17 protein-coding genes and 1 pseudogene are annotated in these 23,959 nt (G+C 76.7%); 4 read left to right on the forward strand and 14 right to left on the reverse strand.

All coding sequences use genetic code 11. The features are described 5' to 3' along the window. Nucleotides 1-58 precede the first annotated feature (58 nt). The 11 genes from ACH5AR_RS10050 to ACH5AR_RS10100 all read right to left on the reverse strand — a co-directional run bounded on the left by ACH5AR_RS10050 (nt 59) and on the right by ACH5AR_RS10100 (nt 15,631). On the reverse strand, nt 59-1,837 hold the full coding sequence (locus tag ACH5AR_RS10050; RefSeq protein WP_396300890.1) for a VgrG-related protein: 1,779 nt from the start codon (nt 1,835-1,837) through the stop codon (nt 59-61). Continuing rightward, nucleotides 1,834-2,571: a LysM peptidoglycan-binding domain-containing protein gene (locus ACH5AR_RS10055; RefSeq protein WP_396300891.1), complete on the reverse strand. Its 738-nt coding sequence runs from the start codon at nt 2,569-2,571 to the stop codon at nt 1,834-1,836. The genes ACH5AR_RS10050 and ACH5AR_RS10055 overlap by 4 nt, the downstream gene beginning before the upstream one ends. A gap of 96 nt (nt 2,572-2,667) precedes the next feature. After that, nucleotides 2,668-3,093 (reverse strand): phage tail protein, encoded by a 426-nt coding sequence (locus ACH5AR_RS10060; protein ID WP_396300892.1) that lies wholly within the window; start codon nt 3,091-3,093, stop codon nt 2,668-2,670. Between the two features lie 71 nt (nt 3,094-3,164). Beyond that, nucleotides 3,165-3,629: a hypothetical protein gene (locus tag ACH5AR_RS10065; protein WP_396300893.1), complete on the reverse strand. Its 465-nt coding sequence runs from the start codon at nt 3,627-3,629 to the stop codon at nt 3,165-3,167. Between the two features lie 3,023 nt (nt 3,630-6,652). After that, nucleotides 6,653-6,811 (reverse strand): DUF6760 family protein, encoded by a 159-nt coding sequence (locus ACH5AR_RS10070; RefSeq protein ID WP_181970396.1) that lies wholly within the window; start codon nt 6,809-6,811, stop codon nt 6,653-6,655. Continuing rightward, nucleotides 6,808-7,290: a hypothetical protein gene (locus ACH5AR_RS10075; RefSeq protein ID WP_396300894.1), complete on the reverse strand. Its 483-nt coding sequence runs from the start codon at nt 7,288-7,290 to the stop codon at nt 6,808-6,810. The genes ACH5AR_RS10070 and ACH5AR_RS10075 overlap by 4 nt, the downstream gene beginning before the upstream one ends. Further along, nucleotides 7,287-7,727 carry a phage tail protein gene (locus ACH5AR_RS10080; protein ID WP_030290301.1) on the reverse strand — a complete coding sequence of 147 codons (441 nt, stop codon included), beginning with the start codon at nt 7,725-7,727 and terminating at the stop codon, nt 7,287-7,289. Before ACH5AR_RS10080 ends, ACH5AR_RS10075 begins: the two co-directional genes overlap by 4 nt. A gap of 57 nt (nt 7,728-7,784) precedes the next feature. Next, nucleotides 7,785-9,317, reverse strand: a complete 1,533-nt coding sequence (locus ACH5AR_RS10085) for a phage tail sheath family protein (RefSeq protein WP_396300895.1) — start codon at nt 9,315-9,317, stop codon at nt 7,785-7,787. 220 nt (nt 9,318-9,537) lie between these two features. Continuing rightward, complete coding sequence (locus ACH5AR_RS10090; RefSeq protein WP_396300896.1) at nt 9,538-11,652, reverse strand: AAA family ATPase; 2,115 nt, start codon at nt 11,650-11,652, stop codon at nt 9,538-9,540. Then, on the reverse strand, nt 11,649-12,359 hold the full coding sequence (locus ACH5AR_RS10095; RefSeq protein ID WP_396300897.1) for a DUF4255 domain-containing protein: 711 nt from the start codon (nt 12,357-12,359) through the stop codon (nt 11,649-11,651). The genes ACH5AR_RS10090 and ACH5AR_RS10095 overlap by 4 nt, the downstream gene beginning before the upstream one ends. Then, nucleotides 12,356-15,631, reverse strand: coding sequence for a hypothetical protein (locus tag ACH5AR_RS10100; RefSeq protein WP_396300898.1), 3,276 nt, complete (start codon nt 15,629-15,631; stop codon nt 12,356-12,358). Before ACH5AR_RS10100 ends, ACH5AR_RS10095 begins: the two co-directional genes overlap by 4 nt. Nucleotides 15,632-15,800: 169 nt before the next feature. Between ACH5AR_RS10100 and ACH5AR_RS10105 the strand changes: the two genes are divergently transcribed. Next, the gene (locus ACH5AR_RS10105; RefSeq protein ID WP_396300899.1) at nt 15,801-16,547 is read left to right on the forward strand and encodes a phosphotransferase family protein; all 747 of its coding nucleotides are present in this window, start codon (nt 15,801-15,803) and stop codon (nt 16,545-16,547) included. 28 nt (nt 16,548-16,575) lie between these two features. Here the strand turns inward: ACH5AR_RS10105 and ACH5AR_RS10110 are convergent, their stop codons facing one another. Both ACH5AR_RS10110 and ACH5AR_RS10115 read right to left on the reverse strand, forming a co-directional pair. After that, a complete protein-coding gene (locus ACH5AR_RS10110) occupies nt 16,576-17,208 on the reverse strand; it encodes an AAA family ATPase (RefSeq protein WP_396300900.1) in 633 nt (210 codons plus the stop codon). A 95-nt stretch (nt 17,209-17,303) separates the two neighbouring features. Beyond that, a pseudogene (locus ACH5AR_RS10115) lies at nt 17,304-18,032 on the reverse strand (LuxR C-terminal-related transcriptional regulator); the annotation flags it as partial. 217 nt (nt 18,033-18,249) lie between these two features. Between ACH5AR_RS10115 and ACH5AR_RS10120 the strand changes: the two are divergent. Further along, the gene (locus ACH5AR_RS10120) at nt 18,250-19,623 is read left to right on the forward strand and encodes a hydrolytic protein (protein ID WP_396300901.1); all 1,374 of its coding nucleotides are present in this window, start codon (nt 18,250-18,252) and stop codon (nt 19,621-19,623) included. A gap of 286 nt (nt 19,624-19,909) precedes the next feature. Here the strand turns inward: ACH5AR_RS10120 and ACH5AR_RS10125 are convergent, their stop codons facing one another. Continuing rightward, complete coding sequence (locus tag ACH5AR_RS10125; protein ID WP_396300902.1) at nt 19,910-21,124, reverse strand: GNAT family N-acetyltransferase; 1,215 nt, start codon at nt 21,122-21,124, stop codon at nt 19,910-19,912. A gap of 236 nt (nt 21,125-21,360) precedes the next feature. Here ACH5AR_RS10125 and ACH5AR_RS10130 point away from each other — a divergent pair, with 236 nt between their 5' ends. Together ACH5AR_RS10130 and ACH5AR_RS10135 are read left to right on the forward strand one after the other, a co-directional pair. Then, nucleotides 21,361-22,248 carry a hypothetical protein gene (locus ACH5AR_RS10130; RefSeq protein ID WP_396300903.1) on the forward strand — a complete coding sequence of 296 codons (888 nt, stop codon included), beginning with the start codon at nt 21,361-21,363 and terminating at the stop codon, nt 22,246-22,248. A 95-nt stretch (nt 22,249-22,343) separates the two neighbouring features. Next, nucleotides 22,344-23,831 carry an MFS transporter gene (locus tag ACH5AR_RS10135; RefSeq protein WP_396300904.1) on the forward strand — a complete coding sequence of 496 codons (1,488 nt, stop codon included), beginning with the start codon at nt 22,344-22,346 and terminating at the stop codon, nt 23,829-23,831. Nucleotides 23,832-23,959 lie beyond the last annotated feature (128 nt).

A 23,959-nucleotide genomic window follows, 5' to 3' on the forward strand; every position in this document is an offset into this window, starting at 1 on the left:
GGTGGGTGCGCCGCCGGTCGCGGGCACTCGTGCTACTGCCAGTTCTGGTGACGTCTCGTCAGTTGATCCGGACGACGGCCCCCCTGAGCACCGCCTGGGCGCCGCCGTCCACGGTGACGCCGGTGGTGCCGCGGACGGTGACGGAACCGCCGCGCACGTCCACCGTCCCGGTGCCCGCGTCCAGGGTGATGCCGGAGGGCGTGAGCCGGACCGTGCTGCCGCCCCCGCCCGCGAGGCCGTGGACGGTCAGCACGATCTCGCCGCGCTGCTGGTCGAGCCTGACCTCCAGCTTGCCGTCGCCGCTCGCCAGCCGGACTCCGGACCTGCCGCCCGGCACGTCCAGCAGCTCCATCCGGTGGCCCGAACGGGACACCACGGAGCGGCGGTTGACCTTGCCGGAGCCGCCGTCGACCAGCGGCACGTCGTGCGGGGACGGCTTGTCCACGCCGTTGTAGAGCCCGCCCAGCACGTACGGGCTGTCCAGGTCGCCCTGCTCGAAGCCGACCAGCACCTCGTCGTTGACCTCGGGGCTGACCACGCCGCCGCCCCCGGCTCCGCCCCACTGCACGGTGCGCACCCAGTCGGAGACGTAGGTGTCGTCCAGCCAGGGGAACTTCAGCTTCACCCAGCCGCGCTGGCCGCCGCCCGGCTCCCGGACGTCGGTGACGACGGCCACGGCCAGGCCGGGCATCCGCGGGCCGCGCGGCGGGGCGTTGCCGCCGCTGGTCAGCCCGGCCAGCGAGCGGTCGGGGGCCGTGCTGACCACCACGGTGGTGCGGTAGCCGCGGAACGGCTCCAGCAGGTGGCGCACCCCGGTGGCGGTGTAGCGGCCGGAGAAGGCGGCACCGACGTTGCCCAGCGCGACGGGGGTGCCCGCCCGCAGCCTCGGGTTGCCCTCGGCGACGACCTCCAGCTCGCCGAAGCCGGCCGCCACCGAGGCGGCCAGCGAGCGGGCCACCGAGGCGGTCTCGGCCTGGGTGCGGTACGGCGTGTCTGCGATGGTCAGCCGGGCCTGGCCGGGGAAGGCGGAGGCCGCCACCGAGGGGCTCATCCCCGGCTGGACGGCCCGGGACTCCACGGCGGGCTCGGTGGCGACCAGCGCGCTCTTGGTGGTGACGTTCCAGCCGCGCGCCTCGACGGTGTCCGCTCCGCCCGCGCCGGTCAGCACGCCGCGCAGCTCCAGCAGGTTGCGGCCGTACTCCAGCACCAGCGGGCTCTGCGGCGCGGGGGTCGAGGGGGCGGGTGCGCCGGAGGCCGGTTCGGGCCGGACGAACTCCAGCTTCCCGTCGTCGTCCACCCGCACCTGGGCGCCGCTCTCCTGCGCGAGGTACTGGAGGAACTCCCAGTCCGGGACGTTGGCCTGGGAGAGCTGCTGGTGGACGACCGGGAAGGAGTCGACCCGCCCGCAGCCCAGGCCGGCGCCGGCGGCGACCTGCCGGACGATGTCGGCGGTGGTCATGTTCCGGAAGGCCTTCACCCGGCGCCCGCGCATCAGCCGGTGGGTCACCGCGGAGGCGCGCACCACGGTGTACGAGCCGGTGGTGTCCACCTCCAGCTCCAGCGCCGTCACCTCGCCGGTGAACAGCCGTACCCGGGTGTTCCCCTGGACGGTGACCACGGACACCTTCAGCGGGGTGCCGATGGAGATCCCGGTGGCGGCGAGGAAGGTGTGGTCGGCGTCCCGGAAGGACAGCACCGCGGTGTCGGGCAGGCCGACGCTCTCCTCGATGTCGCAGGAGACCAGCTGGGTCACCCAGACCGGGGGCAGCGGGCCCGGCGCCTCGACGACGGGGTCCGCGGCGAAGGAACGGCCTCCCCTGGCCTCGGGCGTGGTCACGGCCGGCCTCCCGGGGTGCGTCCGGCCTGGGTGAGCTCCTCGATCCCCGGCACGATCAGGTCCGCGCCGGGGACCAGCGCCATCGGGTCGTCGATGTCGTTGGCCTCCGCGATGGTGCGCCAGGCGGTGGCGTCCCCGTACGCGCGCCAGGCGAGCAGCGGCAGGCTGTCCCCCGCGATCACCCGGTGGGTGCTGCGGGCCTCCGGCGAGCCGGAGGTCGGGTTCTGGCCGGCCGGGTCGACGCTGGCCTCGTCGATGGTGAGCGAGCAGACCGCCCGCAGCGGCTTCCCGTCGACGTCGAAGAGCGAGTAGGTGACCGACAGGCCGGTGAGCACCCCGTTGAACGAGGTGGTCTTCAGGGTGCCCCAGTCCAGCCGGATCCAGGGGCTGGCCGGCGTCTTGCGCGCCAGGCTCGTCGGGGTGGGCACACAGGCCGTCATCAGCTGCTCCACCGCCCGCTCCACCGAGTTGTCGTGGGTCGCGGTGGAGTCCAGGAACACGTCGAGGGAGAGCGAGCGCGGGCCGCTGCCGACGAACTCGGGCAGCGCGGACTCACCCGCCATCCGGGACGGGGTGCGCCGCCACTCGGTGGTCTTGCGCAGCACCAGGGTCGCCGGGTTGAACTGGAGCCGGAGCTGCGCGAGGGTGCCGCCGGGCTGGGCGCCAACCGTGGACGGGGGCTCCATGATGGTCAGTTGGGCCCGGGTGACGCTGGCGGGGACCGCTGGGGACATCCTGGTGCTCCTTCCGTCGGTCGGGTCTGGCGGGGGCTGTTCGGTCGGGGTCGGGTCGGTCGGGGTCGGTGGTGGCTCCGGTCCGGCCGGGGCCGGTCAGGAGGGCCGCAGGCCCGCGTGGGCGATCTCCAGGGTCTCGATCGCGGCCTGGGAGTTGGCGGGGTCGAAGGAGGGGCCCTCCCAGCGCACCGGGACGATCCCGAGCACCTGCCACCCGACGATCCGGCTCAGGTCCGGCCGCAGCGCCACGATCTCGCCGTCCTTCGGCTCGACCTTGCGGACGATCTCGGACAGCCAGCGGGCGATCTTGGTGGTGTCCGCGGTCACCGCCCGGGTCAGCGTGATGTTCGACCAGGTGATGCGGCCCGGCAGCTGCCAGGCGAAGCCGTTGTTGCCGCCCTCCGCGTACTGCTCGATCTCGACCTGGGCGCCGAGCCCGGAGCAGGTGGTGAACTCGCCCAGGTCGTTGCCGCCGATGGTCAGGCTGAAGAAGACACTGGTCGCGAAGATGGTGTCGGTCATGGCTGCTGCTCCTGCTCCCTGCTTCCGGTCACGTCGCTGCTGCGGGCCCGCTGTCGGCCGCTCCCGCCGGCTCAGCGGCGCATGTCGTACGGTCTGCCGCTGCGTTCCCGGCCCCGGCGCAGCTCGGTGCGCAGCAGCCGGCCGACCGGCTCGACCAGCCGCCGGGCCAGTTCGTCGAGGTCGGCGGGGTCGGCGTGCGGCTGGGCCGGTGGTGTGCCGGGCGCCTTCGCCGCGGGCTCCGCGGCGCGCTGCACCGTGGTGGGGGTGCGCGCGGGCACGGCGGTCAGCGGGATGCCGGTCAGGCCCGCCTGCTCGGCCACCCGCTGGAGCACCCGTGCCGTGCCGGGCCGGGCGGGGGCGGGCGCCGCGGGCGGGACGGACCGTACGGCGGGAGTGCCCGGGCCGGAGGGGCCGGAGAGGCCGGACGGGCCGGACCCGCTCGGGCCGGAAGGGCCGGAGTGCCCGGAGTGCCCGGAGTGGCCGGAGTGGCCGGAGTCGCCGGAGTGGCCGGACCCGGTCGGCAGGGACCACGACACGACCGGTACCGGACCGGTCGGCGGCGTGGGGGCCGACTGCGGCCCCGCCGGCCGGCCGGGCCCGGGCGGGGACGCAAGGGCGGGCGGCTGCGCCGGGGCGGGCTGCGGGGGCCTGGCGGGGGCGGGAAGGCGCTGGACCGCCGGGGTGCCCGACGGTGCCGATGACGCCCACGACGCCGGGGCGGCCGGGGCGGCCGGAGCCGTCACGGGCCGGAGCCGGACGACCGGCGGGCGCCCGGTGGCTGCCGGCGTGGCGGACACCGGGGCGCCCGGCGTCCGCACGGCGGCGGCGCGCGGCGGGGCCGCCGCACCGGCCCGACCGGGCGGAGCGGATGCCGCCTGGACGGCCGCGGCCGCGGTCGGAGCGGTGCCGCCGGACACCGGCGAGCCTCCGGGCGGCGACAGGTGGCCGGCGGGCCCCGGAGAGCGGCGGGCGAAGGCCCGTTGCACGGCGGCCACGACCCCGCGCGGACGCGGCGCGGCCGGGCTCCCGGGGGTCCGGCCGCCCCCGCCCCGGGCGTCCGACGGTCGCCGGTCCGGCGACGGGGACGGCGACGGCGACGGCGACGGCGACGGTGAACGCGGCGGAGCGGCAGCGCCCGACGACGCACCGGCCGACGGCGCCCTGTCCGGCTGGGACGGCAGTGCGTTGGGCCAGGCCGCGCGGACCACCGGGGGCGTCGGCGCCGCACCAGGGCCGGACGACACGGGCGCACCGGGCACGGACGGTGTGGACGGCGGAGGCACGGTGGCGAGGGCGACCGTCATCCGGCGGTCGCCGAGCAGCCCGCGCCGCGTGCCGACGAGTCCCACGGCCCGTTGCACGCCCAGTCCGCCCGAGGCCGGCCGGGAGGGGACGGTCACGACGGGCACCGGAGCGGTGCCGCCGCCGGGCGCGGCACCCGACGGGCGCGGCCCGGGAGCGATCGGCTGCGCACCGGCTCCCGGCTGCCGCTCCGGGCCGCTGCCAGCGTCGCTGCTGCCGCCGGACGGCGTTGCGGCGCGGAGCGGCAGGCGCCCGGCCGCCGGTCCGCGCCTGCGGCGCTCCGCACCCCGGGGGGCGTTGCTGCCGCCGGTGGCCGGGCCTGCCGGACGCCCGTCGTCGCTGCGCGGGGCCGGGGGCAGGGTCGGGGTCGGGGAGTCCGCCCCTGACGGCCCGTCGGCCGGGTGCCCGGCGGCCCGCTGAACGGGCAGCCCCGCACTGGCCGGCCATGGGGTGCCGGAAGCCGCGGCACCGCCCGCCGTCGGGGCGGTGATCCGCTGCACCGGCAGGCGCCCACCGAGCAGCGGCGCGGCGGCGCCGGCCGGGGCGGCCGTCGGCGGCAGCGCGGCGAGCGGCGCGCCCAGGCCCCCGCGCGTACGGGCGGCAGAGGGGGCCGGCCGGACCGGCGCCGACGGCGTCGCGGCCCCGGCAGGCCCCTGGGCGGAGGCCGGACCGGGCCGAGCCGCCGGGGCACCGTCCGGGCTGGTCGGTGACGAGGAGGGTGTGGCGGACGCTGCGGAGGCCGCGCGCGGCACGGAGCCGCCGTCCGCCACCGGTCCGCCGGCCCGGGCGGGCGCCGGACCGGGCCGAACGGGCGCACCACGGCCGGGAGTCGGCGAGGACGGCGCGCGCTGGACGGCCGCGGCGTCGGCGGGGCCGCGCCCGGGGCGGGGCGGTGCCGTCGGGCCGCTGCCCGGCTCTCCGGCCGTACGGGCACGGCGCCCCGGGGTGGCGGCGGCCCGGCCCGCTCCCCCGGACGGCCGTCCGGCCTCGGGCCCGCCCGGGCCCGCCACGGGAGCCCCGGCGTCGGCGGGGACCACGGGCAGGGCGGGCCCCGCCGGGGTGGCGGCGGCCCGGGGGCCGTCGCCGGCCAGGGGCGTGGCGCCGGCGGGCAGCGCGGTCAGCGGAGCGCCGAGCACCGGGCGGGCGGTTGCCGGGGCCGGGCCGGGCGTGGCGGCGCGCTGGACCACCCCTGCCGTCGGCCCGCTCCGCGCGGGCACGGAGGCGGAGGAGGCGGCGGGGGCAGCAGCGGGGGCGGCTGCCGCGGCCGGGCCGGGCGCCGCAAGGGCGGCGGCCTCGCCGCCCGGGGACGGGCGCTGCGCGGCGTCAGCCGGTTCCGCTGCCACCGCCGCTGCCGCCGACGGCGCCGTGTCGGTCCGCCGGAGGGCTGCCACCGGGCGCGCGGACAGCGACGTCGGGCGCCGCGCCACGACCAGCGGGGTGCCGACCGGGCGCGGGCGCACCGGACGGGCGACGGCCCGGGCCGCGACACCGTCCGGACGCGGGGAGCCGGTGACCGCCGCCGGAGTCGCGGCGGCCGGCACCGGCGGCTGCGCGGTCGCGGGCCGCGGAGCACCGGTCGTCGGCGCAACGGCCCGCGCCACAGCAGGTTCGGGCCCACCGGGCAGGGGCCCGGCGGGCGTGGTCGCAGCGCTCTCCGCCGGGCCGGTCGCCGCCGCGGCGGGCCCCGGCGCTCCGGTGCCGGCCCCCGCCGGCACCGCCCGTCGCCCGCCGCCGCCCGTACCCGCCGGGCGCGGCCCGGAGCGCACCGGGAGCCGCCGCAGCCGGACCGACCGCTGGACGGCGGGCGCGCCCGGGCCCGACCGGTCCTGCGCCACCGGCTCCTGCGCACCGCCGCCCTCCGCCGGGAGGACCGGAACCACCAGCTCGTCCCCGCCCGCGCGGCCCGGGGCCGGCACGCCCGGCCCCGCCACCGCCCGCAGGATGCCGGCCGGAGCGGTCGGGAGCACCGCGTGGCCCAGCGGCCCGCAGAGGGAGGGGTCCTGCCAGGAGGTCAGCCGGGACCGGAACGCCAGGCCGTCGCTGACCCCGCGGGCCGGCCCGCCCAGGGTCGGGACCAGCGGCGCCACGGCGCGCCAGCCCCCGGCCCCGGCGGCCGGGCGCCGCTGGACGGCCCCGCCCGCCCCGTGGGCATCGCCGGCGACACCGGCGCCACCGACGGCGGCGTCGGCACCACCGGTACCACCGGCAGCCGCGCCGCCCCGCCGACGGCCCATCCAGTCCCGAAGCCCCACCCGGCTCACCCGCCTTCGCTGATGCGGGTGTTGAGCCGGGCGATCTCCCTGACCCACTGCCCGCGCTCGCGGTGGGTCAGGTCGAGGATGTCCTCCCGCTGCCAGTGGAAGTGGTAGGCGATGTACGCGATCTCCTCGTACAGCCGAGCAGGCGCGTACGTCACGATTCCCCCAGGCGCCCACCGGCGAGGTCGACCTCGAAGGCGCCGTCGCAGTGCGGGCAGGTCACCGCGGCGCGCGTGTGGCCTTCGCTGTTGATCCGCTGGTAGAGGTCCTGGAGGAAGGCCACGTCGGTGGCGTACATCCGCTCGACGACGCCGGCGTGCACGTCGGTGATGTCGCCCAGCCTGGTGATCACGTGGCTGAGCAGCACCACGCTGAGGTACGCCGGGTTCTCCTTGACCCGCAGGTCGATCTGCGGCATCAGCTCGTCGCGGGCGGTGGCCAGGCGCATCGCGCCGTGCCGGTGCACGGTGCCCTCGTCGTCGACGTAGCCCAGCGGCAGCTCGAACTCGAACTCGGTGTGCGGCGCCCGTCCCCGGGGCTGCGCCGGTGCCGCGGCCGGGGCCTGCGGCAGCGGCGCGGTGTTCTGGGGGGCCGGAGCCCCTTCCAGCAGCTCGTCCAGGCCGATCTTGCGCCTCACTCGACCGAGATCTCCTCGAACACGATGGTCACGGTCTCGGTGGCGGCGCTGGACTCGCCGGCGCTGAGGGTCGGGCCCTCCCAGCGGCTGGCCCAGGCGTTGGTCAGCTGGATGCGCCGCAGGGTCGCACCGGTGGTGTCCTTGACCTCGATGGTGAGGTTCTGCCGCGCGGTGTTGATCGCCCCGTTGTTGAGGGTCTCCTTGATCCAGTCCGTGAACGCACCGCTCTTGTCCAGGCCGCGGGTGATGGTCACCTCGCCGGGGAGCCGGGCGCCGGGCTGCTTGCGGACGATCAGCTTGCCCTCTTGGGTCACCTGCTTGTACTCGACGACGTCCTGTTCGACCGTCAGGTTGGAGATCTCCTTGACGGACTCGACGTTGTAGCCGCCGAGTTGGACGCCGAAGATATGTGTGGAGAGCGGATCGCCTTCAGCCATGGGTTTCTGTCACCTTCCGATGCGAGGGGTGCCGAGGGGTGGTGCCGACCGGGCCGGTCACTCGTTGACGAGGCTCGTGCTGTCGGAGAACTGGGACAGCCGGAACACCACGAACTCCGCGGGCTTCACCGGCGCGACGCCGATCTCGCAGATCACCTGGCCGAGGTCGATGGACTCCGGCGGGTTGTTGTCGCGGTCGCACTTGACGTAGAAGGCCTCGGCCGCGGTCTGCCCGAACAGGGCCCCGCGCCGCCACTCCTCGGTGAGGAACGCGGTGATGTTCCGGCGGATGCTGGACCACAGCCGGTCGTCGTTGGGCTCGAAGACCACCCACTGGGTCCCCAGGAGGATGGACTCCTCCAGGTAGTTGAAGAGCCGGCGCACGTTCAGGTAGCGCCACGCCGGGTCGGAGGACAGGGTGCGGGCGCCCCAGATCCGGATGCCGCGCCCGGGGAAGGCCCGCACGCAGTTGACGCCGATCGGGTTCAGCAGGTCCTGCTCGCCCTTGCTCAGCCGCAGCTCCAGGTCCACCGCGCCGCGGATGACCTCGTTGGCGGGCGCCTTGTGCACGCCGCGCTCGGCGTCGCTGCGCGCCCACACCCCGGCGACGTGCCCGCTCGGCGGGACCAGCACGTTGCGGCCGCTCGCCGGGTCGAACACCTTGATCCACGGGTAGTAGAGCGCGGCGTAGCGGGAGTCGAAGCCCGCCTCCTCGTTGCGCCAGGTCCGCATCCGCTGGGCGTTCAGCCCGGGCGGCGGGTCCAGGACGGCGATCCGGTCGCCCATCTGCTCGCAGTGCGACATCACCGCCAGCTGGACGGTGCGCAGGCCCTCGTCGTCGATGTCGCCGCGCTGGTAGGCGCTCATCAGGTCGGGCACCGCGACCATGGTGATCTCGTCGATCGCCTCCAGGCCGCCGAAGCCGGTCCGGGCGGCGGCGTCGCCGACGTACTCGGCCGGGTCGAGCCGGCCGGTCGGCACCGGCGCGGGCGCCGCCGCGGCGGGCAGCACGTGGCTGCGGCGCTCGGGGCGGCTCGGCGCGGTGCCGGGCTGCTCGGCGACGGCGACCAGCTTGGACTCGCGCAGCTGGGTGACGACGTAGCCCTTGGTGCTCTTGCGGGTCGAGACGTCGTACGTCTCGGCGACCTCGGCGCCCCGGCGCACCAGCAGCCGGAACCGGTCGTCGGGGACGTTCTCCCCCTCCGGGTCGGCGACCTCGACGGAGACCTCGCCGCCCGCGCCGGGCAGCGCGGAGAACAGGAAGCCCGCGATCTCGACGGGCGGGGCCGCGGCGGCGACGGGGGCGGCGCCGGGCACCCGCCGCGCAGGATCGCCGACCCGCACGACGTAGGCGGAGCCGCCGCCGTTGGCGAAGAACCCGTAGACCGAGTGCGCCAGGTAGGTGCCCTCGGTGAACCCGCCGAACCGCTGGACGTACTGGTCCCAGTTGGTCACCAGCGTGGGCTCGTGGAACGGCCCGGTCTCGGCGAAGCCGACGAACGCGGCGACGGCCGTGCCGACCCCCTCGATCGGGCGGGCTCCGGACTGGACCTCCTCCACGTACACGCCCGGGGTGAGGTACGACGGCATACGCGCTCCTTCGGCTGGCCAACCATTTCGCCGGTCATTCGCCCCCGAGTCTGCTGCCCGGGCGGCACCCGGGGACATGTCCCCAGGTGCCGGACCGGGGGCAACGCCGCTGCCCCCGGCGGACACCCCGGTACGCCCACCGGTGCCCCGTCGTCCCAGGCGGCCCGGCCTTTCCGCGCGCCACCGGGCCCGCCCGGCCGTGCCTCCGCCCCCGGGCCGCTCAGCCGTGCGCGGTGTCCCCCAGGACGCCCAGCCACGGCCCGAACTCGCTCGCCAGCACCAGCCGGCCGAGCTTGCGGTACTCGCCGACGACCGCCGCGACCAGCTGCGCCATGCCCAGCGGGGCACCCGCCCCGGCGGCCAGGTAGGCCGCGGAGACGGCGCAGGCCCGGATGGAGCCGCCGGAGAGCTCGAAGTTCCGGGCGCAGAAGTCCAGGTCGAGGTCGTCGCCGCGGGGCACCCGGGGGCCCAGGCAGCGGTCCCACAGCCGGCGCCGCTGGGCCGCGTCCGGCAGCGGGAACTCCGCGATGACGTCCAGCCGGCGGGTGAACGCCTCGTCGAGGTTGGCCCGCAGGTTGGACGTCAGCACCGCGATCCCGTCGAAGGACTCCATCCGCTGGAGCAGGTAGGCCGTCTCCACGTTGGCGTGCCGGTCGCGGGCGTCCTTGACCTCCGAGCGCTTGCCGAAGAGCGCGTCCGCCTCGTCGAACAGCAGGACGCCGTTCACCTGGGCGGCCTCGGTGAAGATGCGCTCCAGGTTCTTCTCCGTCTCGCCGATGTACTTGTCCACCACGGTGGCGAGGTCCACCACGTACAGCTCCATGCCGAGTTCGGCGGCGACCACCTCGGCCGACATCGTCTTGCCGGTGCCGGACTCCCCGGCGAACAGGGCGATCACCCCGTTGCCCCGGCCGCCGCCCGGGCGCATCCGCCAGTCGCCGAGCACCCGGTCGCGGTGCCTTGCCCGCAGCACGAGCTCGCGCAGCCGGCCCGCGGTGGGGGCGGGCAGCACCAGGTCGTCCCAGCCGACGGCCGGCTCGATCCGGCGGGCGAGCCGGGCCAGGCCCGCGGCGTTCTGCGCCCGCACCGCCGTGCGCAGGTCCTCGGCCCGCACCGGGCGGGCCTCGGCGGCCGCCGTACGGGCCGCCACCGAGGCGGCGCGCGCCAGCTGCTCGTGGTCCAGCCGGTAGGCGGCCACCGCCTCGGCCAGCTCCTCGCTCCACCCGTCGCCCGGCTCCCCGCCCCGCTCCGCGTCCAGTGCGCGGGCCCACTGCTCGGCCCGGCCCCGCGCGTCCGGCGGCGGGACGGTGACGACCACCGGGCTGCGCACCGCCCAGCCCGGGTCCCAGACCTGCGGGCCGTGCACCAGCAGCGGCAGGCCGTCGAGCGCCGCGCACAGCTCGCGCAGCAGCGCGGCCCGCTCGGGGCGGTCGGGCTCCAGCCGGTCCAGCGGTCCGAGCACCACGCCGCCCCCGCCCAGCCGCGCCTCGCGGGCGAGCACCCGGACGGCCTCCCGCGGGCGGGCGGCGAGCGCGCCGGCGTCGACCACCAGCGGCGGCGGGCCGTCGGCGGCCAGGGCGGCCACCGCGAGCGGGCCGGCGTGGCCGCTCCGGTCCAGCAGGTGGACGAGGCCGCCCGCCGCGGCCAGCGCGCGCAGCCGCCCGTCCGGCCGCGGGCGGCGCGGGTCGGGCCCGGCGCGGTGGGCCAGCCCGGCGAGCGCGCCGTCCGGTTCGTCGTCGCCGAGCAGGTGGGCCGTCACCCGGTCGGGGACGCGCAGGGTGCGGGAGAGCAGCGGGCGGTCCGGCTCGGTGACCTCCAGCAGGCCGCCGGCGACGAGCGGGGCCCGGGTGGAGAAGCGGAAGCGCCCGGCGCCGGCGGCGGGCAGTCCGCACAGGTCGAGGGCCAGGCCGACGGTCGCCCGGCGGCGGGTCAGGTCGTCGTTGAGGTAGCCGTAGAGCTGTTCGAAGCGCTGGTCGAGGTCGGGGGCGAGGGCCACCAGCAGCAGGTCGAGGTCGACCGGGAGCAGGCCGAAGGCGGCGCTGAGCCGCCCGAGCCGGGAGCCGGGCGGCGGGGCGGGCCCGTCGCCCGGGCCCGGGGCGTCCCGGTGCACGGCGGCGGAGGCGGCCAGGATGCGCTCCACCGCCTCCGGGCCGAGGTACTGGCCGCGGTAGGGGTCGTCCGGGTCCGGGTCCTCGGAGCGCCGCTCGCGCACCGCGGCGCGGACCCGCTGTTCGACCCGGTGCAGCCGCTCCCAGAGGTGGTCGGGCCCGGGCGGGGCGGCCGGGGCGGGCCCGGGCGCGGCGCCCTGCACCGCCCGGTCGAGGTCGGTGCTCATCGTGCCCTGCCCCGGGGCCTGCGGCCGGGCGGCAGCCCGCGCTCCCGGGGCGCGGCGAAGCCGTCCGCCCCCGGGTCGGGGGCGCCCTGGTAGCGCAGCCGGCGCCCCGGGGCGTCGGCGGGCGGCGGGCCCGCCGGGGCGGTGTCGCCGGCGCGCAGCACCAGCCCCTCGGTGACCGGCGGCCCGGCCGGGCTGCGTCCGCCGGGCAGCGGGGCGAGCACCCGGAGGTCGACGGAGGGCCGCAGCTCCCCACCGAGCGAGGACCAGACGTCGGGCAGCGAGGGCAGGCCGGTGTCGCGCCCCGCGATGTCCAGCGCGACGGTCAGTCCGAGCTCGGCGAGGCTGCCGGTGAGCAGCCGGGCGGGCAGCGTGTCGACGGCGGTCAGGCACTGGAGCACCTCGGCCAGCAGCCGGTGCTCGTCCTGCGGCCGGTTGGTCCAGGCGGTGACCAGGTAGGCCAGCTCGAACCAGCGGGGTGCCGGGCGGTGGCCGGTCACCAGGCCGTCCTCGTCGTACTCGGCGACGCTGCCGGCCTGGCGGCGGCCGGTGTCCTCGCGCAGCCCGTAGAGGTAGACGCTGACCGTGGGCGCGTTGCGCCGGGCCGCGAAGTCGCGGGTGGGCGCGTCGAAGACGACCTCGATGCCGCGCTCGGGCAGACCGGTCTCGGCGAGCAGCTGCCGCAGGGCCTCGTCGACTTCGTGGATCACCGCCGCTCCACCTCCCCGGGCGGGCCGATGCTGCCCTCGACGACGAGGAAGGGGCAGGTCACCGGGGAGAACCCGGGGCCCTCGGCGGTGATGGTGCGCGGGCCGGTCTCGTCCTTGGGGAGGATGAGCAGCTGGCCCGCGAAGGTGCCGTCGGCCTTGGGGTGGGTGGGCGCGGCCGCGGCGGTGATGCCGGGGTTCCAGGTGAAGCGGACGGGCACGCCGGGCGGGAAGTCCACGCCGCGCACCGAGGTGACGAAGCCGGGCTTGCCGATCGGCGGCACCGCGACGATGCGGGGCTGGAGGATGCGCAGCGGGGTGCTCGCCCGGTGCGGGCCCGGGGCGGCGTCGGTGCCGGTGGTGGTCAGCTCCGCCGTGACGGTGGTGTCCAGGGGGGCCACGGGCGAGAGCACCACCCGGATCACGGCGCTGCGGCCGGTGGCGAGGTCGCTCACCGTGCAGGTGCCGTTGCGGCAGCCGGGCGGCAGGGCTCCGGTGGGCACCCCGGCGGGCAGGCCGAGGGTCAGCCGCAGGCCGGTCGCGAGGGCCTGGCCGGTGTTGCGCACGGTGTAGCTGACGGTCACGCGGCCGCCGACGTAGCCGGGGCTCGGCTGGGCGTCGACCGCGACCGTGGGGCCGGCCTGCGGCGGCGGGGCCGGGGCGGGGGGCGGCGGCGGGGCCGGGGCGGGCGGGGGTGTGACGGTCGGGCCGGGCGTGGTCGGGGGCGCGGGTGTCGGGGTCGGCGTGGGCGAGGCGGTGGGGGTCGGGGTGGGGGTGGGCGTCGGGGTGGGTGTCGGGGTCGGCTCCAGCACCGGCAGGAAGGTGCGGGCGGAGTCGTCGTCGGGGAACGGGTCGACGACCGCCCCGGTGACGCTCCATCCGAAGTCCGGGTCGCCGGGGCTGGTGCCGATCAGGGTGGCCGTGATCCGGATCACCGCGCGCGGGGCCATGGTGCCGAGTTCGCAGCGCAGCGCCGCGGCGTCGCACGATCCGGTCGGGGTGGTCAGCCTGCCGAGCCGGGCGCCGGTGGGCACCGAGACGGTGAGGGCGGTGCCGGGCGAGGGCGCGGGCCCCTTGTTGGTGACGGTCACCGTGACGTCGGTGCTGCCGTCGACCGGGACGGCCGGCGCCCGCTCGGGCACGCTGACCGCGAGGTCGACGGACTGCTGGACGGCCGGCTCCTTCTGCCGGCCCGGCAGCCGCCAGTCGAGCTCGGTGAGGGCGGCGGTCGCGAAGTCGTAGACCTTGAGGCCCTCCGGGGAGCTCGGCGGCGCGGCCCGGCGGGAGGTCATCAGCAGCTGGGCGCCGTTCGCCGTCCAGGCGACGTCCCGGGGCTGGAACGGCCCGGTGGTGGGGCGTTCGGGCAGCGGCCGGGTGCAGGCGCCGGGGCCGAGCCCGGCGGGCACGATCACCGTGCAGTCGGCACCGCTCGGCGTGGTGACCACCACCCCGTCCTGCTGGTTGTTGCCGCCGTCACCGGCCTTGCGGTTGAAGGCGATCCGGCGGCCGTCGGGGGCGAAGGCGGGGCTGTCGTCGATGACGTCGCAGCTGCCCGGGCAGGCCGTCAGGCTGAGGTCGGTCTGCCGGGTGAGGTCCTCGGCGGCGGCGGTCCAGACGTGCAGGTTGCCGGCGTTGCCGTTGACGACGGCCGTCCGGGAGAAGGCGATCAGCTTGCCGTCGGGGGACCAGAACGGCTGGCCGTCGGAGGCGCCCTGCTGTCCGGCGGGCGGCTGGACGGTGCCGACGATCCGGCCGGTGGCCACCTCGGCGACGAGCACCCGCCCGGGGCGGGCCGGCTGCTGCCCGGTGGCCGGGGCGCTGCGGCTGAACACGATCAGCTTGCCGTCCGGGGAGACGGAGGGGTCGGTGTCCCGGTCGTTCGGGCCGCGCCCGGCGAGGTTCATCGGCTGCGGGTCGGCGCCGTCGCCGTCGGCGCGCCAGATCCGCTGGATCCGCCCGGCCGGGCCGTCCTCGTAGCGGGTCACCACGATCTGCCGGCCGTCGGGCGTGTAGGTCTGGCGCTCGAACCAGGGGTCGAAGCCGGGCCGCGGGTGGAACAGCGGGTCGGCGCCCGGGTCGGTGCTGGTGTTGCTGTCGGCGGCCGGGTCCTCGCGCAGGACGCTGATGCCGAGGTCGCGCGGGTCGGAGCCGTCGGGGCGCATGTCCTGCACGTCGGCGGTGTTGGCGCCCGCGGCGCTGGTCTGCTCGACGACGGGGCCGCCGCCCTGCTGGGGGCCCAGCCAGGTCGGCGAGGAGATCAGCCGGTTGGCCCGGTAGAGCACGCGGGGCGCCTCGCAGTTGCAGGTCAGCGCGTGGTAGAGGTTCACCACCGGGGGCCGGGACGGATCGGGCTGCGGGGTCGGGTCGTTGGGGTCGAGCAGGTCGGCGCTGAGGAAGAGCACCCCGGTGCCGTCGGCCGTCCAGGCGGCGGAGCCGGTCTTCCAGGTGGAGCCGGTGCCGGGGAAGAAGGCCTTGTCGCCGCCGACGGGCGAGGTGAGGACGAGGGTGCGGCCCTGGTCGCCCTGGTCCCAGGTGTAGACGATCTCGTTGCGGTGGGCGTCGTCGTTCACCGGGTTCCAGGTCGGGTCGAGCGCGTCCCCGTTGGTCACGTTGGTGACCTTCACCGGATCGCCGCCCTCGAACGGCCGCAGGTAGATCTGACGGTGCGACGGTTCGCCGTCGCAGGAGTACGCGATCCACCTGCCGTCCGGCGAGACGGTCGGGTGGGTCTCGTCGGCCGCGCCGCCGGTGATCCGGCGCAGGCCGCTGCCGTCCCGGTTGACCGCCCACAGGACGTGCTGGGGCTTGGCGCCGGGGCCGCGGTCCTCCAGCGCCTCGAAGACGACGCCCTTGCCGTCCGGGGCCAGCGCGGGGTGGGCGGTGTCCATGCCGGTGGTGAGCCGGCGCACCGCGCCGCTCGCGTCCCGCAGGTACACCTGGGGCAGCGGGCTGTCCCGCAGGCTGGTGAAGACCACGTCGTCGCCCCGGGCCGACGGGTCCCGGTCGAAGTGGACGGGGCCGGGCCCGAAGAGCGGGGAGCTGTCCATCGTGCCGGTCACCCGGCCGAGGCCGCGGTGGTCGGTGCCGGCGAACAGGATCCGCCCGGCCGCCGGGTCGACGGCGGCGGCCGGCGCGGCGGCGACCGGCCCGCCGGGGGCGGCTCCGGTCAGGCTCACCAGGGCCGCCGCGAACGCGAGCAGCACCGCGACGGCGGACCTGGCCGGCCGCCGGACGGAGCGGGGGGTGGCGGGGGCGCCGATCACGCTCGACCTCACAGGTTGCAGGGGCGGTCCCCCGCAGTCTCCCCGCCTGCTGCGCCGCGCGGGAGAGCCCGGGCACCCTCGGTGGGGGAAGCAACCGGTGTCCCCGGAGGGCAGGCGGGCCCGTCCCGCGCACCGGAAAACCGGGCGACGCCGGCGGGCGGCCCCGGGATACTGCTCGTCCATGGATGAGGTCGAGGTCGTCGTCGCCCATGCCGAGCGGGCGACCCTGCGGGTGGGTGACGTGTTCCTGAAGGTGGACGCCGACCAGGCGCGCATCGACGTCGAGGTCGAGGCGATGGCCCTGGCGCCGGTCCCGACCCCGCAGGTCCTGTGGCGCAAGCCGCCCGTGCTCGCGCTCGCCGCGGTTCCGGGGGCGCCGCTCGGGCGCCTCGGCGGGCCGTCGACCGCGGCGCCGGCGGCGTGGGCCGCGGCGGGCGCCGCCATCCGGCGGCTGCACGACGCACCGCTGCCGCCCCGGCCGGGCCGCGCCGGGCGGAGCAGCGCCGCGCTGACGGCGGAACTCGACGAGGAGTGCGCGCTGCTCGTGACGGACGGCGTCCTGCCCGCCGGACTGGTCGCCCGCAACCGCCGGGTCGCCGAGGCCGCGCTGCGGCCGTTCGCTCCGGCGTTCACGCACGGCGACCTCCAGATCGCCCACGTCTTCCTCGACGGCGAGGAGGTCACCGGCATCATCGACTGGTCCGAGGCGGGCCGGGGCGATCCGCTCTACGACCTCGCGACCTTCACCCTCGGCCACGAGGAGCACCTCGCCGACGTCGCCGCCGGCTACGGCGGTGCCGTCGACCTCGCCGTGATCCACGCGTGGTGGTCGCTGCGCAGCCTGCTGGCGGTGCGCTGGCTGATCGGGCACGGCTTCGACCCCTTCGCCCCGGGCTGCGAGGTCGACGTGCTGAGAGCCCGGATGTGACGCGCCCGGGGGCCGTCGGAGCGGCGCCTCAGTCGAACCGGATGTGCCTGGCCCCGGTCCAGGTGCGGCGCAGGCGGCCGCGGAGCGCGCCGTCGGTGTTCGGCGCGAGCGTCAGCCCCGAGGAGGCGGCGATGCGGTCGGCGACCTGGGCGACGGTGAGCCGGTCGGTCCACACGTGCTGGGCGAACTCCTCCCCGCGCAGCCGCTCCAGGCAGAGGTCGAGCTTCGACACGGCGAAGCTCTCCCGGCGCAGCGGGGCGTCCTTCCCGGCCACGAACCGCAGCACGTGCCCGAACCCGCGCTCGCGCAGCCGCTCCAGCACCGTCCCGCGCTCGGCCAGCAGGGTGAAGTGGCGGACGTCGTGGCCGTGTTCGCGCAGCCGGCCGACGGTCTCGCGGAAGTACCCGGGCTCGATCACCGTCATCGGCGCGATCACCACCCCGTCGTGCCCGGCGAGCACCCGGTCCAGCACCTCGACCACGCCCTGCCGCCAGGCGGGGAGGTCCTGGAAGTCCCCGCGCAGCGACGCCGGCATCATCCGGTGCAGGCCGAACCCCACGTGCTCCGGGTCGCAGACGACACTGCCGGGCAGGCGCCACCGGAGCTCGTGGGCGGTCTGGGTCTTGCCCGCGCCGAACGGGCCGTTGATCCACAGGAGCATGCCCCGAGCGTAGTGGCCGGCCGGCGGCCGCCTTCACCCCGCTCCCACCCGAGCGGTGGCCCCCCCCCGCCCCGGGGGGGGCCCGCCGTGGGGGAGATGTGGCCGCGGCGCCGCGCGGAGCCCCCCGCGGGGGGGCGGGTGCGCCGTGCCCGGCGGGGGGTGTGCTCGTGCAGCACGTTCTTCACCGTGCGCTCGGAGTACGAGGTCTTGGCGGCGATCTCGCTGGTGTCGAAGCCCTCCGCCACCAGCTTCAGCATCTCCGCCTCGCGGGCCGTCAGGGTGGACAGCGTCAGACCGCGCCCGTCCAGCATGGTGCGCTGGAGGATCCCGATCCGGTCGAGCAGTTCGCCGAGCAGGTCACCGGGCATCACGCCCTCGCCGTTCGCCAGCGCGGTGATCAGGTGCACCAGCCGGTCCTGGTCGGCCTCCGAGCGGCGCAGCACGGCGGCGACGCCGTTCTCCACGATGGTCTGGAGACCGCCGGCCTCGAAGTGCCCGACCACCAGGCCTATCCGGCCCGACGTCGCCAGCCGTAGCCGGCGCAGGTGCTCGGTCACGGTGTCGGTCAGGGCGTCGACGACCAGCAGGGAGACCTCCGCCCGCCCGGCCTCGCTCTCGTTCAGGAGCTCCACCTCGGGCCGCTGGCGCAGCTGTTGGACGACACCGGTCTGCAGGATGAGGTCCTCCGCGTACACCGCCACCCGTACCTGGGTCCGCCTGCCGCGCTGTTCGGGCACGCGCAGGGCGGCGGTGCCGCCGCTCTGCTGCGTCGGCACGGACCGGCGGGTGACGGCTTCCTCACGGGTTGTATCGGTCGACGTCATCGAACTACTCCATTTCTCCAAGAGCCTGCGAGGGTACGGCCGGTCGCCGCAGGGGCGGCGTCGGCCGGGGGCTTGGGGCGGGATCGCGTGGAGCCGGGGCCGGACCCGCGACGGCGCCGGGCGGGGTCTCCGGAGGGCCGTACGGGCAAACGGGTGTGGCCCCCAGCTTGCCCGTACGGCCCTCGCCCGCGGCGCGATACGGCCCTACCGTCACGCTATGACCACATCCGCCGAACTCGGCCTGCCAGCACTCACGGTGGCCCCCGGTGGCGTGGCCACCGCGACCCTGACGGTTCGCAACGACCTCGACATCGTCGAGGCCTACACCTTCGAGGTGGTCGGCGACTGCGCCGCGTGGACGACGGTCGAGCCGGCGCGGGTCTCGCTCTACCCGGGGACGTCCGAGACGGTGACGGTCCGGCTGGCCCCGCCGCGCTCCCCCGCCACCCGGGCCGGCGAGTTCCCGCTCGGCATCCGGGTGCTGCCGGTCGAGCGCCCCGACCTGGTGACGGTGCCGGAGACGACCGTCACGGTGACGCCGTTCCACGAGCTCCAGGCCGCGCTGGCCCCGCGCCGCCGCCGCGGCTGGCTGCGCGGACGCTACCGCGCCTCGGTGCGCAACCTCGGCAACGCCCCCACCGAGGTGGCGTTCACCCCCGCACAGGCGGGCGAGGACCTGCGGTTCGGGATCACCCCGGAGAAGCTGCGGCTGGAGCCCGGCGAGTCCGGTGAGGTGCGGGTGCAGGCGCGCGCCCGCAAGCTGATCTGGTTCGGCAAGCCGGCGAGTTGGCCGTTCGAGGTGACGGTGGGCCCGCAGGAGCGGGAGGACGGCAAGGAGAAGGAGGGGGACAAGGACCGGCCCAAGGCCGCGGAGACCGCCGCGACGCCCCTCCAGAAGCCGCTGCTGGAGGGCGAGTTCCTCCAGCTGCCGATCTTCCCGACCTGGCTGCTCGCCCTGCTGGCGGCGCTGATCGCGCTGCTGCTGGCCTGGTTCGCCCTGGTCCGCCCGGCGGTGCGCAGCTCCGCGAAGCAGGCCGCCGAGAAGGCCGTCGCCCAGCAGAACGCCACCCCGGTCGCAGCCGCGGCCACGCCGGGCGGCGAGCAGCCGGGCTTGCCCGGCACTGCGAGCACCCCTGGCGGCCAGGCCAAGCCGGGCGCCGGGAAGCCGGGCACCGGCCCGGGCAGCCAGGGCGGCCCCGGTGCGGGGCCCGCGGTGCCGGGCACCGGGCAGCAGTTCTCCGAGACGATCGACGTGCAGACGCAGAGCGGTGCCGCCGGGACGGGCAGCTATCCGGTGCCGCACGGGAAGGTCCTGGACATCACGGACATCGTGGTCGCCAACTTCCAGGGCGACCAGGGTGTGGTGACCATCACGGCCGGGAACAAGACGATCACCACGATCGCCCTGGAGACCTTCCGCAACCAGGACTACCACTGGGTGACTCCCATCCAGGTCCCGGAGGACCAGGCCGTGACGGCGAACGTGACCTGCGAGGCGCCGGGGACCCCGGCCTCCGGCAAGCAGGCGGCCACGTGCCACGAACTCCTCAATGTCAGCGGGACCTTGAGCGACATCCGGTCGGGGAACTGACCGTCTCCGGCCCGTTCGTCCCCGGATCCCCCCGCCTCCCGCACCTCCCCTCACGTCTCGTGACCATGTCAACACCCGACGGACACTGTTGCATCATGCACCCGTACGAACAAAGTCGACCCGCCCGCGCCTTCCCCGGTCTGTCCTCCGGGGGCAAGCGGACCGGCCGCCGGGGGCAACCCGGCTTGCCCCGGTAACGCCGAACGCCGGCCCCGCCCTGGTGAAGGGCGGGGCCGGCGTCCGTGGTGACGCCTCCTCGGCTGACGACGCGTCGGCCGACGGCGGATCAGAACCAGTGCAGGCAGTGCGGGGCGCGCTCGGCGCGGAACAGGGTGTCGGCCAGGGCGGCCGCACCCGGTCGGTGGGCCCGGACGTGCCCGGCGCGGACGAGGGTGCTCGGGGCGGTGCCGCCGAGGTAGACCGCGCCCAGGTCCCGGATGTCCAGGGACAGGTCGGGCTCGCGGTCCGTCGGGACGCACACGGCCGTGCCGCCCCGGACGGTCAGCAGGTACCGGTGGTGCTCCCCGAGGAACGGGTCGTCGACGTCCAGGACGAGCTCGCCGTCGGCGAACCAGCCGCGCGCCGTCAGCGCCCCCGGGACGTCCAGCAGCCGCACCCAGAGCCAGTCGGTGTGGTCGCTCCACGCGCCCGCGTTGTAGTCCGCGAGCTGCCAGCGCAGCGGGTGGTCCGGCGCGTGGTGGCGGAACACGACCTCGTCGACCAGGTCGTGGCCGAGCACGAATTGGGCCAGGTCGGTGTACGCGGCGTCGTCGAGGGCGACGGTCTCGTCCACGCGCAGGGTGTCCCCGTCCGTCCGGTAGCAGGCGTACCCGTCCGGGGTGCCCTCGGCGTCCCGGTGGACGGCGACGTAACGCGGCGTCGGGGCGACCGGGGGCTGCCCCGCGCCCAGCTCCCACCAGCGGCGCGGGCGGGACAGCGCGCCGGGCTGGCGGCGGCGGTAGCGGTCGTAGACCTCCTCCAGAAGCGCGCCGCAGTCGGCCCGCCGGAGCAGTTCGACCGAGCCGCCCGGGGCCGCTCCGGCCGCCCGGGGAGCGGTGAGGACGGCCCGGCGGCGCGGCACCGTCAGCCGCTGGGTGTACGTCGCCGGACCGTAGCCGAACCGGCCGTAGATCCCGGCCTCGGAGGCCAGCAGCACCGACACGGCCTCGCCCCGGGTCCGCAGGTCGGTCAGCTGGCGCCGCATCATCGCGGTCAGCACGCCCCGGCGCCGGTGGCTGGGCAGCACGCCGACGGCCGTGACCCCGGAGGTCGGGACGACGGCCGCGCCGGGCAGGGTGAGTTCGAAGGTGTAGGCGCCCGCGGTGCCGACCGGCCGCCCCTCGGCCGTCACGGCGAGCAGGTTGCGGTCCATCTCGACGGCTGCCCACCAGACCCCCCGGCCGTCGTCCGCGGCCGGGGTGTCCGGGAAGCGGCCCAGCGCGGCGTGGAAGGTGTCGACGAAGGCGCCGAGGTCCTGGTCGGTGGTGGAACGGATCTCCATACGGTGCTGGTGCCTCCCCGAAGCGGCGGTGCCGTCCCGTGCGGCGCCACCGGCAGTGCACCCTTCGCGGTGCTGCGTGGTCAACCGAATTACCGGCGGCTCCGGCCTTGCCGCCGGCCCCCGACCGGCGACCGGCGACATACGGCCGGTGTGAGCGGCTCCACAGTGGAAAGGCGCAGGGGAAAGGCGCGTCTCCGGGCCCGGTCGGCCGGGCCCGGCACCCACGGGAGGACAGCATGAACGGAACACCGGACGGACGGCCGCTGCACGACATGGGCGGCGCGATCGGCCCCGCGGACACCGCCGGATCGGACACAGCCGGGGCGCGGAGGCCCGACGCGGAGACGGCCGAGCAGCCGGAGGAGGCGTCGGAGCGCCGCCCGTCGCCGATCGGCCCGGGCGGAACGCCCAACGTGTCGGGGAGCGACGAGCAGCAGCCGGAGATCGCCGAGGGTCCGGTCCCCGGAGTCCAGCCCGACGAGGAGGACGCGGGCCCGGCAGACCGTCCGGCGGGCGACGTGGACCCGCCCGAGGGCCCCGCGCAGAGCACCGGCGCCGGGTCGCCGCGGCCCTCGGAGGCGGTGGAACCGCTGGAACCGCTGCCGGAGCCCGAGCCGGGCGGGCACGACCCCGGCGCCGCACCGGAGGACGAGGGCATCCCCGACCTCCAGGACGGCTCCCCCGCCGCCGCGTGGTCGCAGGACCCGCAGGTCCAGTCCGTCCCCGGGGACACGCCGGTGGCCGCCGAGTCCTACGGCACCACCGGGGCGGAGCAGGCCGAGGGCGAGTCGCTCGACGCCCGGCTCGCGCAGGAGGAGCCGGAGACCGACGAGCGGACGGCCGCCGCGGGCCCGCCCGAGCAGGCCGCCGGACGCCTCGACCCGCCCGACCCGCACAGCGACCTGCGAGCCGGTGCCCCCGGCGACGACGCCGGCCTGTCCGCCGAGGAGGAGGCGGTGCGGATCCGCTCCGACGGCGGAGCGGATCCCGGGGGCGCCGGAACGGACCCGGACGGACGGCGGACCCGGCAGCCCGACGAGGAGCCCGGCATCGAGGCACCGGAGTCCGTCGAGGGGGCCACCGGGGACGAGGACGCCGAGGGCGACCGGCCGCCGCGGCCCTGACCCCGCGACCCCGCCCGCCCGGGTGGGTGGCTTGTCCCGCGGCGGAGCGGGCACACGCCAGGCGGTCAGCGAGTCGACGAGGAAGGAGTGCCGCCATGGCCGATCCGGTGAAGTCGTCCGAGTCCGCACGGGAGGTGGAACCGGGGGTGATCGCCACCGACGTGCCCGCCCGCCTGGACAGGCTGCCCTGGTCGTCCTGGCACTGGCGGATCGTCATCGGGCTGGGCACGGTGTGGATCCTGGACGGCCTGGAGGTGACGATCGTCGGCAACATGGCCGGCCGGCTCGCCCAGGACGGCAGCGGCATCGCCATCAGCACCGCCCAGGTCACCACCGTCGCCGCGGCCCTCTACGTCGCGGGCGCCTGCGCGGGCGCGCTGTTCTTCGGCTGGCTGACCGACCGTCTGGGCCGCAAGAAGCTCTTCATGCTCACGCTGGCGGTCTACCTCGCCGCCACCGCCGTCACCGCGCTCTCCTGGACCGCCTGGTTCTTCTTCCTCTGCCGCTTCCTGACCGGGTTCGGCATCGGCGGCGAGTACGCGGCGATCAACTCCGCCGTCGACGAGCTGATCCCCGCCCGGGTGCGCGGCCGGATCGACCTGATCATCAACGGCAGCTTCTGGGTCGGCGCGGCCCTCGGCGCCTTCGCCTCGATCGCCCTGCTGAACACCTCGCTCCTGGCCACCGACGTCGGCTGGCGCCTCGCCTTCGGCATCGGTGTCGCGCTCGGCCTGGTCATCCTGCTGGTCCGCCGCCACGTGCCGGAGAGCCCGCGCTGGCTGTTCACCCACGGGCGGGCCCGGGAGGCCGAGGAGATCGTGGCGGAGGCCGAGGCGGCGGTGGAACGACAGACCGGCCGGAAGCTGCCGCCCGTCGAGGAGGAGCCCATCCTCATCCGCGAGCGCGCACCGCTGGGCTTCCTGACGATCGCCCGCACCGTGGTCGGCCAGTACCCCAGGCGCACCACGCTCGGGCTCGCGCTCTTCATCGGCCAGGCCTTCCTGTACAACGCGGTGACCTTCGGCTACGCCACCATCCTCACCACGTTCTTCGACGTCCCCGAGGGCGACACCGGCTACTATTTCGCCGTGATCGCCGTCGGCAACTTCCTCGGCCCCCTGCTGCTCGGCCACCTCTTCGACACCGTCGGCCGCAAGCCGATGATCGCCGGCTGCTACATCGGCTCCGGTGTGCTGCTGTTCGGCACCGCCGTCCTCTTCCAGCGCGGCTCCCTCTCCGCCGACACCCTGACCGCCTGCTGGACGGCCGTGCTGTTCCTCGCCTCGGCCGGGGCCAGCGCGGCGTACCTGACCGTCTCCGAGATCTTCCCGCTGGAGACCCGCGCCCTGTGCATCGCGTTCTTCTACGCCGTCGGGACCGCCGTCGGCGGGATCAGCGGCCCGCTGCTCTTCAACGGCCTGGTCGGCAGCGGCAAGGTCTCGGACACGACCCTCGCCTTCTGCATCGGCGCCGCACTCATGACGGCCGCGGGCGTCGTCGAGTCCGTCATCGGCGTCAAGGCCGAACGGCGCAGCCTGGAATCGCTGGCCACCCCGCTCAGCGCCGTCCGGGCCGGGGGCTGAGCCCACCGGCCGGTGCGGGGGCCGGGGGGGGGGCCCCCCGCCCCCCCCGGGCCCCCCCCCCCCCGGGGGGGGGGGGGGGGGGCCCGGCCCGCGGGGGGGGGGGGGCGGCCCCCGGAAACCCCAAGGCT

It is taken from the genome of Kitasatospora sp. NPDC018619, from assembly GCF_044391605.1.
GTDB lineage: Bacteria > Actinomycetota > Actinomycetes > Streptomycetales > Streptomycetaceae > Kitasatospora.

Bases quoted from the DNA above. Each gene is read 5' to 3' on its own strand.
- ACH5AR_RS10055 (WP_396300891.1), bottom strand. From the start codon at position 2,571: ATGTCCCCAGCGGTCCCCGCCAGCGTCACCCGGGCCCAACTGACCATC.
- ACH5AR_RS10060 (WP_396300892.1), bottom strand. From the start codon at position 3,093: ATGACCGACACCATCTTCGCGACCAGTGTCTTCTTCAGCCTGACCATC.
- ACH5AR_RS10080 (WP_030290301.1), bottom strand. From the start codon at position 7,727: ATGGCTGAAGGCGATCCGCTCTCCACACATATCTTCGGCGTCCAACTC.
- ACH5AR_RS10085 (WP_396300895.1), bottom strand. From the start codon at position 9,317: ATGCCGTCGTACCTCACCCCGGGCGTGTACGTGGAGGAGGTCCAGTCC.
- ACH5AR_RS10090 (WP_396300896.1), bottom strand. From the start codon at position 11,652: ATGAGCACCGACCTCGACCGGGCGGTGCAGGGCGCCGCGCCCGGGCCC.
- ACH5AR_RS10105 (WP_396300899.1), top strand. From the start codon at position 15,801: ATGGATGAGGTCGAGGTCGTCGTCGCCCATGCCGAGCGGGCGACCCTG.
- ACH5AR_RS10110 (WP_396300900.1), bottom strand. From the start codon at position 17,208: ATGCTCCTGTGGATCAACGGCCCGTTCGGCGCGGGCAAGACCCAGACC.
- ACH5AR_RS10120 (WP_396300901.1), top strand. From the start codon at position 18,250: ATGACCACATCCGCCGAACTCGGCCTGCCAGCACTCACGGTGGCCCCC.
- ACH5AR_RS10125 (WP_396300902.1), bottom strand. From the start codon at position 21,124: ATGGAGATCCGTTCCACCACCGACCAGGACCTCGGCGCCTTCGTCGAC.
- ACH5AR_RS10130 (WP_396300903.1), top strand. From the start codon at position 21,361: ATGAACGGAACACCGGACGGACGGCCGCTGCACGACATGGGCGGCGCG.
- ACH5AR_RS10135 (WP_396300904.1), top strand. From the start codon at position 22,344: ATGGCCGATCCGGTGAAGTCGTCCGAGTCCGCACGGGAGGTGGAACCG.